Source organism: Vreelandella arcis (assembly GCF_900103865.1).
Lineage (GTDB): Bacteria > Pseudomonadota > Gammaproteobacteria > Pseudomonadales > Halomonadaceae > Vreelandella > Vreelandella arcis.
This window is the reverse complement of sequence record NZ_FNII01000005.1, coordinates 1-16,130: the sequence shown is the minus strand read 5'-3', so window position 1 is coordinate 16,130 and position 16,130 is coordinate 1. Positions and strand designations below refer to the sequence as shown.

Sequence of the window (16,130 nt, the reverse complement as noted above, 5' to 3'; positions counted from 1 at the left end):
CATATTGCCAGGCCTTTTGTCTTGCAGCGTATTGGTGCGTTAGAAAATCGACTCGGCGGTACCTGAGCCCTGTGAGCCGCTGGCTTCTTCCAGCTCGCGGCTAATCTGTTGGGCTTGATAGTCGGGCAGGTGATCCTGGTGGAAAAACTCCGTGATGCCGCCGGACTGACCGTCGCGCAGGCGACGCCCGCTGTTGGGATCAATTTGCGCGGTGACCACCGTATCGGGGCGCTCGGGAATTGCCGGCGGGGTTCCTTCCAGGGCCTGTCCCATAAAGTCGATCCAAATAGGTAGCGCGGCCTGAGAACCATATTCCGAGATGGTTTCGTTACTGTCTTTGCCTACCCAGACGGTGGTCACCAGGTCGTCGTTAAAGCCCGCAAACCACGCGTCCCGCTGACTATTGGTGGTGCCGGTTTTGCCGACGATATCGTCGCGCCCGAGGCTCAATGCCGCACGCCCGGTTCCCGTCTCAATAACGTCACGCATCATGTCGCGCAGAATATATAAGGCCGCTGGGTCGGCAACTCGGGGCGCGATGGGGTACTCGTGGCCATCAATCTCCACCGTCTCCTGGTCGTCATCGCATTCGCGGCAAGCCACCTGAGGGCTGGCTTCGTCGAGTGTTTTCTCTTCGCTATCGCCATCGCGGGCAACGCGCTGGATAAACCACGGCGAAACCTGGAAGCCGCCGTTGGAAAGCACTGAGTAAGCATTGGTCATTTCCAGCGGTGTGAGGCTGGCACTGCCCAGCGCCAGCGACAAACCGTGGGGTAGACGGCCTTCGGCAAAGCCGAATCCTTTCAGGTATTCCAGGGTGTAATTAAGCCCCATGCTTTGCAGTACGCGGATGGTGACCAGGTTGCGTGAGCGGGCCAGCGCCGGACGTAAGCGCATAGGGCCATTGAAGTCGAGGCTCGAATTAACCGGGCGCCATAAGGTGTCGCTACCGTCATCCATGACCACGGGGGCGTCGTTGACCACACTTGCGGCGTTCATTTCGCCGTCTTCAAGCGCGGCCAGGTAAATGAACGGCTTGAAGATAGAGCCCGCCTGGCGCTGAGCCTGAACCGCGCGATTGAATTTGCTGGCGTTGAAATCAAAGCCGCCTTGCAACGCTAAGATGGCACCGGTGCGCGGATCCTGGGCGACCAGTGAACCTTCTGCGTCGGGCCGTTGCGACAAGCGCAACTGGCCCTCCTCATCTTCAACCACCCTAACCAAGTCGCCCCGGGTGGCAATCTCGCTCGCCGAACTGGGTTCGGCGCCTCGGCTGCGCGGGGATTGGTAAGGGCGTGCCCAGCTCAGACCTTCCCAGGGAATGCGGCGTAGTTCGCCGTCGACGAGTACCTGCATTTCCTGCCCGCTGCTTTCGACCACAATCGCGGGCTCCAACAGGCCGTAGCTCGGCGTGCGTTCGAGTACCTGAACCCAGTTACTGACGTCCCCCTCGATCCCTTCAACGTTGGTTTGGCTGCGTTCGGCCGCTTGACGAGCGGTTTGGCGAATCTCCGGGGATTCGGAAAGCTCTTCCTCAAGCCCCTGGGTCGCGGTTTCTTCCTGGGCTTCTACCAAGCTCGCGGCTATGTCCTGTTCTTCTGGACCCCGCCAGCCATGACGCCGGTCGTAGGCGATGAGTCCGTCGGCCAAGGCGCGGCGTGCGGTGGGCTGCAACTCGCTGTCGATAGTGGTGTAAATGCGGTAGCCGCCGGTATAGGCGTCATCCCCGAAGCGGTCGATCGCGTATTGGCGTGCCATTTCGGCGACGTAAGACGCATCGACTTCGGGTTGGGTGAAGTGTCGGCGTGCTGTCACCGGCTCTTGAACCGCCTCGAGATAAGCCTCGTTATCGATGAGCTCCAGCTCGCGCATACGGAACAGAATCCAGTTGCGGCGAATCAACGAACGCTCAGAGTTAGCCAGCGGGTTAAACGCCGAGGGCGCTTTGGGCAGGCCAGCGATCATCGCGGTTTGCGCAAGCGTTAGTTCGTCGAGGGGTTTGTCGTAATAGGTGTCGGCCGCTGCCGCAATTCCGTACGCCCGGTTACCTAAAAAGATTTTGTTAACATAGAGTTCTAAAATTTCTTCTTTGTTTAACAATTGCTCCATCTGCAAGGCCAGCAGAATTTCGCGAATCTTACGGGTAAAGGTTTGATCCAGCGTGAGCAGATAGTTACGTGCTACCTGCATGGTAATGGTGGAGCCGCCGGACTGAATCGTCCCGCCGCTACGGATTAATTCCAACGATGCGCGAGCTAAAGCACGCGGCGCCACGCCCTGGTGTTCGAAAAATCTGGCATCTTCAGCGGCGGTCAATGCGTCGATCATTTCGGCGGGAATCGCGTCGAAGTCAATTTCGGTACGCCGTTCTTCGCCAAATTCGCCGATCAATCGTTCATCGCGCGTATAAATACGTAGCGGGGTATGCAATTCAAAATTTTGCAGCTGGCGAACGTCGGGGAGGCCGGGGGCAAAGTAGATAGCAGCACCGACAACGCCCAGCGCCACGACACCGACCAGCGAAACCACAATACCTAACAGCGACACAATAAGGGTGCGGAGAAACGTCATGAATGGAAAGTACCCATGGGATGAAAAAAAGGAGACGGTATCTAAACGACCGTATCACGCAACTGGCTGCCATTATAGGAAGCCGAGGCGGCCACCACCAGTGTTGATGTACTCTGGTGCCGCGTGAGTGAGACTTCACTCAAAATCATGTAACCTCGATCAACGCGATTGGCAGGCGACACCGGACCCATAATGCGCTTACTCAAACCCCGTAACGGGTTGATCGGCGTCGATATTACGTCGGCGACCGTCAAGCTGCTTGAGCTCAAATATGCTCATCAAAACTTTCAAGTCGAAAGCTATGCGGTGCGCCCGCTGCGCGAAGGCGCAGTTGTTGAGCGCCGCATCCGTGATATCGACGACGTGGCCAATGTCCTCAGTCGTGCGGTAGAGCATGCCCGCCCCTCGACGCGTAAAGCCGCCGTGGCCGTGCCCGCCAGCGCGGCGATCACCAAAACGCTCAGTTTTCCGCGATCGCTTAGCGAAGATGACATTGAAGCACGGATTATTGCCGAATCAGACCGGCATATTCCATTCCCGTTCAATGAAGTGGCGTTCGATTTTGAATGTTTAGGTCCGTCGCCGTTTGACGACGAGCGCCAACAGGTGGTGCTCGTCGCCTGCCGTCAGCAGGACGTCAGCCAGTTAACCCAGACCTTGGAGCGGGCGGGGCTTGAGCCTGCCGCGGTGGAAGTCGAAACCTTTGCCATGGAGCGCTCATTCGAGATGTTGCGTCGCCAGTTGCACGTACGGGATGACCCTGACGCCTGCGTAGGGTTGGTGGATATCGGCGCCAATATGAATGCGTTTCACGTGGTACGCGGTGGGCACATTGTGTACAGCCGCGACACCGTGTTTGGCGGCCGCCAACTGACCGATGCGATTCGCGACCGTTATCAGCTCAGCATGGAAGAGGCGGGATTTGCCAAAAAACGCGGCGGTCTGCCCGATGACTATCAATCGAGCGTGTTGAACCCGTTTTTGGAAACGGTGGTGCAGCAGGTAGGGCGGTCGCTGCAGCTGTATTACACCGCGGGCCGTCAGCACGAGGTAAAACACATTGTGTTGGCGGGTGGGTCGAGCGTCATCCCCGGGCTTGCGGAGCGTATCGCCGAAGACAGCGGAATGTCGGTGACCATCGCCAATCCCTTCCAGTCCATGTTGGTTAATAAACGACTGGATGCTGAAGCACTCACCAATGACGCACCGGCCATGCTCACCGCGGGCGGCTTAGCCATGAGGGTAGGGCAATGAGCATTACCATTAACCTACTGCCGTGGCGGGAGCAACAGCGCGAGCAACGCACGCGACGGTTTTACCACATCATGGTGTTGATATTGCTGGTGGGTGCGGCGCTAGGGTGGGGGATTGCCAAATTCTATGCCACTCAAGTAGCCGCTCAGCAGCAGCGGAATGCCTTTATCGAAGCACAGGCGCGCGAGTTATCTGAGGATATCGGCGAGCTGCAACGTTATAAAGCCGACGCTTTACGGCTGGGCGAACAACTGGTGGTGTTTCAGACGCTGCAAACGCAACGCACCAGCGCTGTGGCGTTATTTAATGCCCTGGCGGATAGCGTGGCTGGCGGAGTGGTTTATCAGCGGGTCTCGCGCAACGGCGCACAGGTGAGCGTAGAAGGCGTCGCCACCAGTGAGCGTCAAGTGTCAGAACAGCTGCGCCGGGTCGCCGATACCCAGGCACTGGGGGTGCCATCGTTGTCAGAAGTTGAGAGCGATGGCCAGGGCAACGGCCGCCAGTTCCGTTTCGAGGTTGAACAAACGGCGCTCGCGACACCGCTAGCCGGGGAGCAGCCGTGATGTGGAATCGAGAACGTTGGGCGTATGAATGGCAACAGCTTCGAGAGGTCGATTGGCGCGACCTGGACGTTAAAGAAGCTGGCGGCTGGCCGTCGCTGCTCAAAGCACTGTGTGGCGGGTTGGCGTTGCTCGTCGCGTTGTTGGTGATGGAGTGGTGGGTGATCGGCGAGCGCCGCGCCGCACTGGTGAGTGCTCAGCAGCAAGAGTCGCGCTTACTCAGCGATTATCGCCGACAGGCGGGCGAAGCGGTTCAACTGCCCAAAATGCGCGAGCAGCTAGCCACGCTTGAAGACCAGATGGCACGTCTCAGGGCGATTCTGCCGACCGATGCGGAAATTCCCTCGTTGCTCGATAGCATCAGCGACGCAGCGGTCGATAACCGGCTGACCATCGAAACCATTCGTTTGCGCCCCACGGTCACCCAGCCGCACTATGTGGAGCAGCCGCTGGATATTCAGGTGCGTGGCGACTTTCATCAAATTGCCCGTTTCGTGGCCGATATGGCCTCGCTATCACGGTTGGTGACCCAGCATGATTTTGCCCTGGAAAGGGCAGACAGCAATGGCGATACGCTGCGCCTCTCAATGTTGGCACGCACCTACCGTGATCGGGAGGATGCACCATGAGGCGACTCGTCCGCCAATGGCCCCTGTGTGTGGGAATAGCGGGGCTTGCCTTGTTGACCGGCTGTGCAGACCCTTCGTTAACACAATTGGAGGCCACGCTCAGCGATATCCGGCAAATGCCCAGTGGTGAGCCCGCCATGGTGATCCCGTATGTGCCACTGTATCCTGCGCAACGCTATCAGCACAGTAATGCGCGCAGCCCGTTTTTGCCGCCCGAATCGATCCCTAACAGCGCGTCCGGCGAGCGGTTGGTAAGTGAAAACGCCCCCGATCAACAGCGCTCTCCCGAACCGCTGGAGCGATTTTCGCTGCAAGAACTGCAATTAGTTGGCACGCTGCAGATGGGCACGCGTAATGTTGCCATGGTTGCCGCACCCGACGGTGAGGTGGTGACGGTACGGGAAGGTAACTATGTAGGAACCGATTATGGCCGCATCACGGCTATCTCCGACCAGAAAGTCCGTATCACCGAGCGCGTCTACACCCGGCAAAACGGGTGGCAGTCGCGTCCGGCCACGCTCACCATTGATGATGAGCGCCTAACTGATGACCGGGACGTTGATGATGACCCAGCGACCCAAAGAAGGTAGATGGAGGCCCATGGCAGACTCGTTGGTAAGCCGTTTTCGGCAAGGCATGCTGTTGGCAGTGGCGCTATTTCCCTGCTGGGCGATGGCGTCTGTGTTAACCGACCTGGACGTACGCCAGTCGGAAAGCGGTGAGGTAATGATGGATTTACGTTTCAGCGGCGACGTCCCTGAGCTCAATGGCTATCCGTTAACGAATCCACCGCGTTTGGCACTGGACTTGGCTGGTGCTGAAAATGGCCTCGCCGAGCGGCGGATGCAGATTGATCAAGGGGGCCTCGAACGCATAACGGCGTTGGAAGGCAGCGGTCGTACGCGCTTGGTTCTCGACTTGGAGGCCCCGAGGCAGTTCCGCTCGTCGGTTTCCGGCGATCGGCTCACGGTGACCCTCGCAGCGCCCAATCAACCGCAAGAGGCATCCGGCCAGGGCCTTGAAACCGCGCAGGGGCCGCAGGTGGAAGACATCGATTTTCAGCGCGGCGAGGACGGCGCGGGGCGTTTATTGGTGACCTTTGATCGCGACGGTGTGAATCCTCGTGTTCGTGAAGGCGGGCGCAATGAAGTCGTCGTCGATCTAGGTCAAATCACCGTGCCTGACGCGCTGAACCAAGTCTATGACGTGACGGATTTTGCCACGCCGATTACGCGCATTACCCCGCGTCGAGGGCAGCGCGGTAGCGAACTGGTGATTACCACCGATGGCCCCTATGCCATGGTGTCGTCTCAGTCGGGAGGGCAATTAACGGTAGAGGTTCAGCCCGTTAGCGAATCGCCCCAGCAGGCCCGTATGGATCAAGGCGAAGAATATACTGGCGAGCGCTTGAGCCTTAATTTCCAGGATATTGAAGTGCGTGCCGTGCTGGCCACGTTAGCCGACTTTACCGGTTTGAACCTGGTGGCCAGCGACAGCGTTAGTGGGCGGGTGACGCTCAACCTCAACGATGTCCCCTGGGATCAAGCGTTAGACTTGATCCTGCAGAGCCAGGGTCTCTCCAGCCGTAAAAACGGCAATGTGATTGTGGTCGCGCCGCCCAGTGAACTCGCCGAGCTGGAGCGTCAAAAGTTACAAGCCCGCGACCAGCAGGCAACCCTGGCGCCGCTAGTTACCGAGTTTGTGGAAGTGAAATACGCCCGTGCGGAAGACCTAGCGCAGCTGCTGCGCGGCGGCGATGGCTTCGGCCTGCTCACCGAGCGTGGCCGGGTCAGCGTTGACCAGCGAACCAACACGCTGTTGATTCAGGACACGGCGGATCAAGTGCGCGATATTAGGGGCACGCTGGATCGTTTGGATGTGGCTGTTCGCCAGGTGCAGATTGAAGCACGCATCGTGATTGCCCGCGACACCGCCTCCCGCGAGTTGGGGGTTAACTGGGGCGCGTCCAGCACTCGCGGGTTTCAGGAAAACGATAACGGTAACTTTACCGCTCGGGATATTAACCCCGACGGTTTAAACCGCGCCCGGGGCGGACTAGCGGTGGATTTGGGCGACACCTCCGACGCTGGAACCGGCTTTAGCTTTGGCTATTTGGCAGGCGACGTATTGCTTGATCTTGAGCTGCGCGCCTTAGAAAGCGAAGGTAAAAGCCAAACGATTTCACAGCCGAAAATCATTACCGCTAACCAGCGCACCGCCACCATCAGTCAGGGTGAAGAGCGTGCCTTTCAAAGCGTGGACGGCAACGATAACCCGGACACCGAGTTTAAAGAGGCGTTGTTATCCCTTGAGGTGACCCCGCAAATCACCCCCGATAACCGTATTATCATGGATCTGTTGATTCGCAACGACAGCTTCCGCGAATCCGAATTTGGCGGTGAGCCGCCGATTGATACCAACGAGATCGAGACCCAGGTATTGGTAGATAACGGGCAAACGGTGGTGTTGGGGGGTATTTTGACGACTGAAGAGCTAAGACAAGTTTCCAAAACACCACTGCTTGGCGATATTCCTTTACTAGGTCGACTGTTTCGCTATACCGAAGAGAGCAATGAAAAGGTAGAGTTGTTAGTCTTTATTACACCACGACTTCTTGACGATGGCTTAACGGTTCGCTGATGCAGGATTTACCCAACCTTTTTCTGATTGGTCCCATGGGGGCTGGCAAAAGCACGATTGGTCGGCTGCTTGCAGCCGAGCTGTCGCGCGATTTTTTCGATAGCGACCACGCCATTCAAGCGCGCTGCGGGGCGGATATCCCGTGGATTTTTGATGTGGAAGGCGAGCAGGGCTTTCGCCAGCGCGAAGTTCATATGATCGACGAGCTGACCCAGCGCCAGCCGGTGGTAGTCGCTACCGGCGGCGGCGCGGTATTGCGCGAGGAAAATCGCCGTGCGCTGCGCGAGCGCGGCACGGTGGTGTATCTGCTGACCACGGTGGACCAGCAGCTAAGGCGTACGGCGAAAGACCGTAACCGCCCGTTGCTGCAATGTGCCAATCGTGAGCAGGTGCTGAATGATATGTTCACCCAACGCGATCCACTGTATCGCGCCACGTCCGATATCACCGTGCGCACCGACCGGCGTAGCCCGCGGGCAGTGGTGAACGAGATTTTGCGCCGGGTTCGGCGCCTGGTCGATCCGCTTGAAACCGCTCATTCGTCTAATAAGGTATCCCAATGACCGCAGTCGACGGCGTACAGCGTACGCTTCAGGTAGCGCTCGGTGAGCGCAGTTATCCGATCCATATTGGCACCGGGCTGCTAGGCAAGGCCGAGCTGCTGACGCCGTATTTGGCGGGCCAGCAAGTCATGGTGGTGACTAATGAGGCCATCGCGCCGCTGTATCTGGACAAGCTTTGCGCCACTCTGCCGGACCACCTGGAGGTGCGCACGCTGGTACTGCCCGATGGTGAACAGTACAAATCCATCGAGCAGGTTAGCCGTATTTGGGATGCGTTGTTGGAAGCGGGCTTTAACCGCCGCTGCACGCTGGTGGCGCTAGGCGGCGGTGTGATCGGCGACATGGTGGGGTATGCCGCTGCCGCTTATCAGCGCGGCGTGGCGTTTATCCAGGTGCCCACCACGCTGCTCTCTCAGGTCGATTCTTCCGTGGGCGGTAAGACTGGGGTGAACCACCCGCTGGGCAAAAATATGATCGGCGCGTTTTGGCAGCCCAAAGCCGTGCTGGTGGATATCGATACGCTCACCACGCTGCCTGCACGCGAGCTATCGGCGGGCCTGGCGGAAGTCATCAAGTACGGTCTGATTCGCGATACCGCCTTTTTAGACTGGCTGGAAGTGCACATGAGCGCGCTGTTAGCCGTTGCCCCCGACGTGATCGCCGACGCCATTGCCCAAAGCTGCCAAATCAAAGCCGATATCGTGGCCGAGGATGAAACCGAGCAAGGCGTTCGCGCGCTGCTCAATTTGGGGCATACCTTTGGTCACGCCATTGAAGCGCACCAGGGGTATGGCAACTGGCTTCACGGCGAAGCCGTGGGGGCAGGGATGGCCATGGCCGCAACGCTCTCTCAAGCGCTTGGCTGGATATCGACGGCGGATCAAGCGCGAAGCCTCGCGCTAATCGAAAGTGCCAACTTGCCTACCCATGCGCCGGCAAACATGACCAGCGACGATTTTTTAGCCCGCATGCGGCTGGATAAAAAGAATATCGACGCCCGGTTGCGCCTTGTGTTGCTTGAATCGCTGGGCAATGCCTGTGTGAGCGATGCGGTGCCCGCCAGTCAATTGAAAAACCTGATAGATTGCTACCCACGCCGCTAATCCATGACGCGTTAACCTCGTTGCACACCTCGCTTTGACCAAGCGGGGTGTTTTTATTAGGGCGAGAGTCAGTGTTTTCGATTTAGTTAATCCGCATGCCTTATGCAGCATCGGCATGGCTAAAAAGCGCTTTATACGACTAAAGTCTAGTATTGAGCGCCTTTCGTTAAAATAGCGTTTCCGCTCTGTGCAAGTAGTTGATGGATATCAACTTTTTAATTGATCAGTTGTGCAACTACAAGATTTGGCGAGGTTTTTAGCAGTTGAAAGGGTGCGGAAAGATTGCGCAAAGCCGCTGCAAATGGCTATGCTGATCGGCCATTTTTCTGACGGTAGCGAAGGCAGGCACCGCCGACAAACGGCCGGTTGCCACTCCCCAAAAAATCAATAACCCGCCTTTTTATCACAACCCCGCTACCAAAAAAACACGCTGACTAGAGGCACGCCCATGAATAGAGGTCTTCACCAGCCCGGCGAGTTTCGCGACAACTGCGGCTTCGGCCTGATTGCCCACATGGAAGGGCAGGCCAGCCACGACTTGTTGAAAACTGCGATCGAGTCACTTACCTGCATGACTCACCGGGGCGGTATCGCCGCTGACGGAAAAACCGGCGACGGCTGCGGGCTGCTGCTTAAGATGCCCACTCACTTCATGCAGACCGTGGCGAACGATGCGTTGGGCGTCGAGCTTGGCGAGCGTTTCGCTGTCGGGGTTGTGTTCCTGCCGGATGATGACGCGCGGGCAACGCGGGGACGTGACACCCTCGAAGAGGCGTTAAAGGCGCGTGGCTTAAACGTGCTCGGCTGGCGCGACGTGCCCACCGATGCCAGCGTGTGTGGGCCGATGTCGCTTGATTGCCTACCGCGCATCAAGCAGGTATTCGTTCAACCGGGTAGCGGCGAGCATTTTGACGTTGACCTGTTTATGGCGCGCCGCCGCGCCGAGCAGACCATGCGCGATGACCAGGACTTTTACGTTGCGTCGCTATCGTCCGAGGTGGTGTCGTATAAAGGGTTGGTGATGCCGGAAGACCTGCCGGCCTTCTATAAAGACTTGAACGACCCACGTTTGGAAACCGCTATTTGCGTGTTTCACCAGCGTTTTTCTACCAACACCGAGCCGCGCTGGCCGCTTGCCCAGCCGTTTCGGATGCTGGCCCACAACGGTGAGATCAACACCATTGAAGCTAACCGGGGGTGGGCGAACTCGCGCAAAGCCAACTTCGTTAACGAACGCCTGCCGGATATCGCCGAGCTGGACGAAATCGTCAACACCACGGGTTCTGACTCCTCGAGCATGGATAACATGCTGGAAGTGCTGCTGACCGGTGGTATGGAACTGCACCGGGCAGTGCGCATGATGGTGCCGCCAGCCTGGCAGAACGTAGAAACCATGGACGCCGAGCTGCGCGCCTTCTACGAATACAACTCCATGCACATGGAGCCGTGGGACGGTCCGGCGGGCGTGGTGATGACCGACGGCCGCCAGGCAGTGTGTATGCTCGACCGCAACGGCCTGCGCCCGGCGCGCTGGGTAATGACCAAAAACGGTTACATCACTCTGGCCTCCGAGATCGGCACCTACAACTACAAGCCCGAAGACGTGGTGGCCAAAGGTCGCGTGGGCCCCGGCCAAATGTTGGCGGTAGACACCCAGACCGGTGAAGTGCTGCATACCCAGGATATCGACGACCGCTTGAAGTCGGCGTATCCGTATAAGCGCTGGTTGAAGCAGGAAGCCAGCTACCTTGAATCGGCGCTCACCGAGTTGGCGCGGTTCCAGAACATGGGCACCGACGCGCTGAACGTGCAGCAGAAGATGTTTCAGGTCAGCTTCGAAGAACGCGACCAGGTGCTGCGCCCACTGGCTGAGAGCGGTCAGGAGGCAGTCGGTTCCATGGGCGACGATACGCCGATGGCGGTGCTGTCCAGCCGCCCGCGTCTGCTCACCGACTATTTCCGCCAGAAGTTTGCCCAGGTCACCAACCCGGCGATCGACCCGCTGCGCGAAGCCATCGTCATGTCGCTGGAAACCTGTTGCGGCGCCGAGCTCAACGTCTTCAAGGCGACACCCGAGCACGCCCATCGCCTGATTCTGACCACGCCGGTACTGTCGCCGCGCAAGTTTACCGCGCTGGTCAGCCAGGACGACCCGGCGTTTGCCAGCCACACCCTATCGCTTGGCTATGACCCCGAGCAGCAGTCGCTCAAGCAAGCGCTGGCAGCGCTATGCCAGGAAGCGGAAGCCCAGGTGCAGGCCGGCAAGGTCGTGCTGGTGCTCTCCGATGCCGACCTGACCAAGGGGCTGCTGCCGATTCAGGCCGCCCTGGCGGTGGGCGCGGTGCATACCCATCTGGGCCGTCTGGCCCTGCGCCCCAACGCCAACATCGTGGTGGAAACCGGCTACGCGCGGGATGCTCATCAGATGGCGGTGCTGTTCGGCGTCGGCGCCACGGCGGTTTACCCGTGGCTTGCCTATCAGGTCATGGCGGATATGCACCGCACCGGCGAGCTGACCGGCAACCCGGCAGACGGGCGGGAAAATTACCGCAAAGGTCTGCAGAAAGGCCTGTTTAAGATTCTCTCCAAGATGGGTATCTCGACGCTGGCGTCCTACCGTGGCTCGATGCTGTTTGAAGCCGTGGGGCTTGCCGACGAAGTGATGGATACCTGTTTCGTGGGTATGGCCTCGCGTATTCAAGGCACCGGGTTTGCCGAACTACAGCTTCAGCAAGAACTGCTCGCCAAAGACGCCTGGATTCCCCGCAAGGGCATCTCCCAGGGCGGCATGTTCAAATACGTGCATGGTCATGAGTACCACGCCTACAACCCCGACGTGGTAATGACGCTTCAGGCCGCCGTTCAAGAAGGCAGCTACGCGAAGTGGAAAAAATTCGCCCAGTTGGTCAACGAGCGGCCGGTGGCGACGATTCGTGACTTGCTGGCGCTCAAACCCGCGGAAACGCCGATTTCCCTGGACGACGTCGAGCCGGTAGAAGAGTTGCTGCCACGCTTTGACAGCGCGGGCATGTCGCTGGGCGCGCTGTCGCCGGAAGCTCATGAGGCGTTGGCCCAGGCGATGAACGAAGCCGGTGGTCGCTCCAACTCAGGCGAAGGCGGCGAAGACCCGGCCCGCTACGGCACCATTCGTAGCTCTAAGATCAAGCAGATTGCCTCCGGCCGCTTTGGCGTGACGCCGCATTACCTGGTCAACGCGGAAGTATTGCAGATCAAGGTGGCCCAGGGCGCTAAGCCCGGCGAAGGCGGCCAGTTGCCCGGCGGCAAGGTCAATCAGTTGATTGCCCGGCTGCGTTATTCGGTGCCCGGCGTCACGCTGATTTCACCGCCGCCGCACCACGATATCTACTCCATCGAAGACCTGGCGCAGCTGATTTTTGACCTTAAGCAGGTCAATCCGGATGCTCAAGTCTCGGTGAAACTGGTCTCCGAGCCGGGTATCGGCACTATCGCCACCGGGGTGGCCAAGGCCTACGCCGACCTGATTACCGTGTCCGGCTACGACGGCGGCACCGCGGCCAGCCCGCTAACCTCGATCAAGCACGCCGGTTCGCCATGGGAGTTGGGCCTGCCGGAAGTGCATCAGGCGCTGCGTATCAACGGCCTGCGCGACAAGATTCGCCTGCAGACCGACGGCGGGCTAAAAACCGGGCTCGACGTGGTCAAGGCGGCGATTCTGGGTGCCGAGAGCTTCGGCTTTGGTACCGCGCCCATGGTGGCGCTTGGCTGTAAGTACCTGCGTATTTGCCACTTGAACAACTGCGCCACTGGTGTCGCCACCCAGGATGACTTCCTGCGCGGCGAACACTTCCGCGGCACGGTGGATATGGTCAAAAACTACTTCCGCTTTATCGCCGAGGAGGTGCGTGAGCTGATGGCCATGCTGGGCGTGAACAAGCTCACCGACCTGATTGGCCGCACCGACCTGTTGGAAGTCCTGGAAGGCAACACTGCGTCTCAGCGCAAGCTGGATTTGACGCCGCTGCTGGCCAACGACTTCGTGCCCAAAGATGCGCCGCAGTTCTGTAACGTTAGTCGTAACGTGCCTCACGACCCGGGTGCCAAAAACCAGGAAGTGCTGGCAGCGCTAAAAGACGCCATCGACAATCAGACTGGCGGTGAGTTCGACTTTACTATCACCAACTGCGACCGCAGTGTGGCTGCGCTAACCTCGGGGGCGATCGCCAAGCGTTACGGTGAGGAAGGCCTGGAGGCGGCCCCGATCACCGCTCGCTTTACCGGCGTCGCCGGGCAGAGCTTCGGGGTGTGGAACGCCCGTGGCCTGAACCTGTATCTCGAAGGCGACGCCAACGACTACGTGGGTAAGGGCATGAACGGCGGCAGTATCGTCATTGTGCCGCCCAAGATGAGTGAGTTTGAGAGCCACAAAACCGCCATTATCGGTAACACCTGCTTGTACGGCGCGACGGGCGGCACGCTGTTTGCTGCCGGCACGGCGGGCGAGCGCTTCGGCGTGCGTAACTCCGGTGCCACGGCGGTGATTGAAGGCGCGGGTGACCACTGCTGCGAGTACATGACCGGCGGTATGGTCTGCGTGCTGGGCGAAACCGGCGTTAACTTTGGCGCGGGCATGACCGGCGGGTTTGCCTATGTGCTGGATGAAGATCGCACCTTTGTGGATCAGTACAACCACGAGCTGGTCGAGATTCACCGTGTTAACACTGAAGCGATGGAGGCGTATCGTCGCCACCTACGCGAAATGATTGAGGCCTACGTTGCAGCGACAGGATCGGCACGTGGGGCGGCTATTTTGGAAGATTTCAGCGACTTCGCGCGCCACTTCTGGTTGGTAAAACCCAAAGCGGCCAGCTTGGGTAGCCTGCTGGATCAGTCTCGGCGTCATCCGGAATAACCGTATTGCCCCTATCGCTGACAGGAGAGAAATCATGGCCAACCGTTTGAATAACGACTTTCAGTTTGTCGATGTGGGTCGTAAAGACCCAGAGAAAAAAGACGCGCGCAAGCGTGCCAAAGAATTCGCCGAGATTTACGAGCCGTACAAGCCGACTGATGCGGCCAGCCAAGCGCATCGCTGTCTGCACTGTGGCAACCCGTACTGCGAGTGGAAATGCCCGGTGCATAACTACATTCCCAACTGGCTACAGCTGGTGGTGGAAGGCAACATTCTTGAAGCCGCCGAGCTATCGCACAAAACCAACTCGCTGCCCGAAGTGTGTGGCCGCGTTTGCCCGCAGGATCGGCTATGCGAAGGCGACTGCACGCTCAACGATGGCTTTGGTGCAGTGACCATCGGCTCGGTAGAGAAGTACATCACCGATACCGCCTTTGCCATGGGCTGGCGGCCAGATATGTCCAAGGTGGTATGGACTGATAAAAAAGTCGCGATTGTCGGTGCTGGCCCGGCGGGCCTTGGCTGTGCGGATATTTTGGCGCGCAACGGCGTTAAGCCGGTGGTGTTCGACAAGTACCCGGAAATTGGCGGCCTGCTGACCTTTGGTATCCCCGAGTTCAAGCTGGAAAAGAACGTCATGGAGCGCCGTCGCGCGGTATTTGAAGAGATGGGCGTGGAATTCCGCCTCAATACCGAAATTGGCAGCGACATTGAGTTTGAAACGCTGCTCCAGGACTACGATGCGGTCTTCCTGGGCATGGGCACCTATAAGTACATGGAAGGCGGCTTCCCGGGTGAAGACTTGCCGGGGGTTTATAAAGCGCTCGACTTCCTGATTGCTAACGTCAACCGTTGCCTTGGCTTTGAAAAAAATCCCGACGACTACATCTCGATGGAAGGTAAGCGTGTGGTGGTGCTGGGCGGCGGCGATACCGCCATGGACTGTAACCGCACCTCGATTCGTCAGGGCGCGGCTAGCGTGACCTGTGCCTACCGCCGCGATGAGGGAAACATGCCGGGGTCGCGTAAAGAGGTTGCCAATGCCCGGGAAGAGGGTGTCGAGTTTCTGTTCAACCGTCAGCCGGTGGCTGTGGTCGGAGAAGACAAGGTCGAAGGCGTGAAGGTGGTACGCACGCGTCTGGGTGAGCCGGATGAAAACGGTCGCCAGCGTCCTGAAGTAGTGCCGGGCTCGGAAGAGATCGTCGCCGCCGATGCGGTAGTCGTAGCGTTTGGCTTCCAGGCAAGCCCCGCGCCGTGGTTTGATCCGGCCAATATCCAGGTCGACGAACGCGACCGGGTGAAAGCACCGGAGCACGGCCAGTACGCCTTCCAAACCAGCAACGAGAAAATCTTTGCCGGTGGCGACATGGTGCGCGGCTCCGACCTAGTGGTCACCGCCATCTACGAAGGCCGTCAGGCCGCAGAAGGCATGCTGGATTACCTGGGCGTTTAATCCGGATTCCAGCACCGGTCTTGTAGAGACACAAGGAGCCCGACTTGTCGGGCGATCAGGCCGTCTATCAGCGTTTACCCTCGGCGCTCTGATCATTGCTGATCGCCCAATGAATTGGGCTCCTTGTGTCTCTCAAGAGGGAATGATTAGCTACCATTCTCTCTGGCCAGAAGGGTAACCCGTTGGGCTCCTAAGGGGCATTGACCCTGTGTTGTAGATGGGCCCCTTCTGGTTTTTATCTCGTAAATTTGGACGGTATCCAAAGCCCTTCGCACGACGAAAGAGGCTGTACGAACAAGGCGAGACAACGAGATGGCATATATCGGCATTGATGTTAGCAAACAGAAACTTGATTGCCTGTGGGTGCGCGATCTAAGCAAGGGGAAAGTCAAAACGAAAGTATTCCCCAACCGCCATCAGGACTACCCAGGTTTGCTCGACTGGCTCATCAAGCAGACTGGCGAAG

The 16,130-nt window shown here is 58.7% G+C and carries 10 protein-coding genes; 9 read left to right on the top strand and 1 reads right to left on the bottom strand.

Annotation, left to right across the window (positions count from 1 at the left end; genetic code table 11):
- Nucleotides 1-39: 39 nt before the first annotated feature.
- Nucleotides 40-2,571, bottom strand: a complete 2,532-nt coding sequence (locus BLR97_RS06835; protein WP_089703957.1) for a penicillin-binding protein 1A — start codon at nt 2,569-2,571, stop codon at nt 40-42.
- A gap of 192 nt (nt 2,572-2,763) precedes the next feature.
- Here BLR97_RS06835 and pilM point away from each other — a divergent pair, with 192 nt between their 5' ends.
- The 9 genes from pilM to BLR97_RS06790 all read left to right on the top strand — a co-directional run bounded on the left by pilM (nt 2,764) and on the right by BLR97_RS06790 (nt 15,664).
- Nucleotides 2,764-3,825 carry a type IV pilus assembly protein PilM gene (gene pilM / locus BLR97_RS06830; protein WP_089703954.1) on the top strand — a complete coding sequence of 354 codons (1,062 nt, stop codon included), beginning with the start codon at nt 2,764-2,766 and terminating at the stop codon, nt 3,823-3,825.
- On the top strand, nt 3,822-4,388 hold the full coding sequence (locus BLR97_RS06825; RefSeq protein WP_089703952.1) for a PilN domain-containing protein: 567 nt from the start codon (nt 3,822-3,824) through the stop codon (nt 4,386-4,388). The genes pilM and BLR97_RS06825 overlap by 4 nt, the downstream gene beginning before the upstream one ends.
- Entirely contained in the window at nt 4,385-5,014 is a 630-nt protein-coding gene (locus BLR97_RS06820; protein ID WP_089703950.1) for a type IV pilus inner membrane component PilO, read from the top strand. The genes BLR97_RS06825 and BLR97_RS06820 overlap by 4 nt, the downstream gene beginning before the upstream one ends.
- Complete coding sequence (locus BLR97_RS06815) at nt 5,011-5,604, top strand: pilus assembly protein PilP (RefSeq protein WP_089703947.1); 594 nt, start codon at nt 5,011-5,013, stop codon at nt 5,602-5,604. The genes BLR97_RS06820 and BLR97_RS06815 overlap by 4 nt, the downstream gene beginning before the upstream one ends.
- Nucleotides 5,605-5,614: 10 nt before the next feature.
- Nucleotides 5,615-7,654 carry a type IV pilus secretin PilQ gene (locus tag BLR97_RS06810; protein ID WP_089703944.1) on the top strand — a complete coding sequence of 680 codons (2,040 nt, stop codon included), beginning with the start codon at nt 5,615-5,617 and terminating at the stop codon, nt 7,652-7,654.
- Nucleotides 7,654-8,217, top strand: coding sequence for a shikimate kinase AroK (gene aroK / locus BLR97_RS06805; RefSeq protein WP_089703941.1), 564 nt, complete (start codon nt 7,654-7,656; stop codon nt 8,215-8,217). Before BLR97_RS06810 ends, aroK begins: the two co-directional genes overlap by 1 nt.
- Nucleotides 8,214-9,320 (top strand): 3-dehydroquinate synthase, encoded by a 1,107-nt coding sequence (aroB, locus tag BLR97_RS06800; protein ID WP_089703939.1) that lies wholly within the window; start codon nt 8,214-8,216, stop codon nt 9,318-9,320. The genes aroK and aroB overlap by 4 nt, the downstream gene beginning before the upstream one ends.
- A gap of 448 nt (nt 9,321-9,768) precedes the next feature.
- Entirely contained in the window at nt 9,769-14,211 is a 4,443-nt protein-coding gene (gene gltB, locus BLR97_RS06795; RefSeq protein WP_089703936.1) for a glutamate synthase large subunit, read from the top strand.
- 34 nt (nt 14,212-14,245) lie between these two features.
- Nucleotides 14,246-15,664 (top strand): FAD-dependent oxidoreductase, encoded by a 1,419-nt coding sequence (locus BLR97_RS06790; RefSeq protein ID WP_089703932.1) that lies wholly within the window; start codon nt 14,246-14,248, stop codon nt 15,662-15,664.
- Nucleotides 15,665-16,130 lie beyond the last annotated feature (466 nt).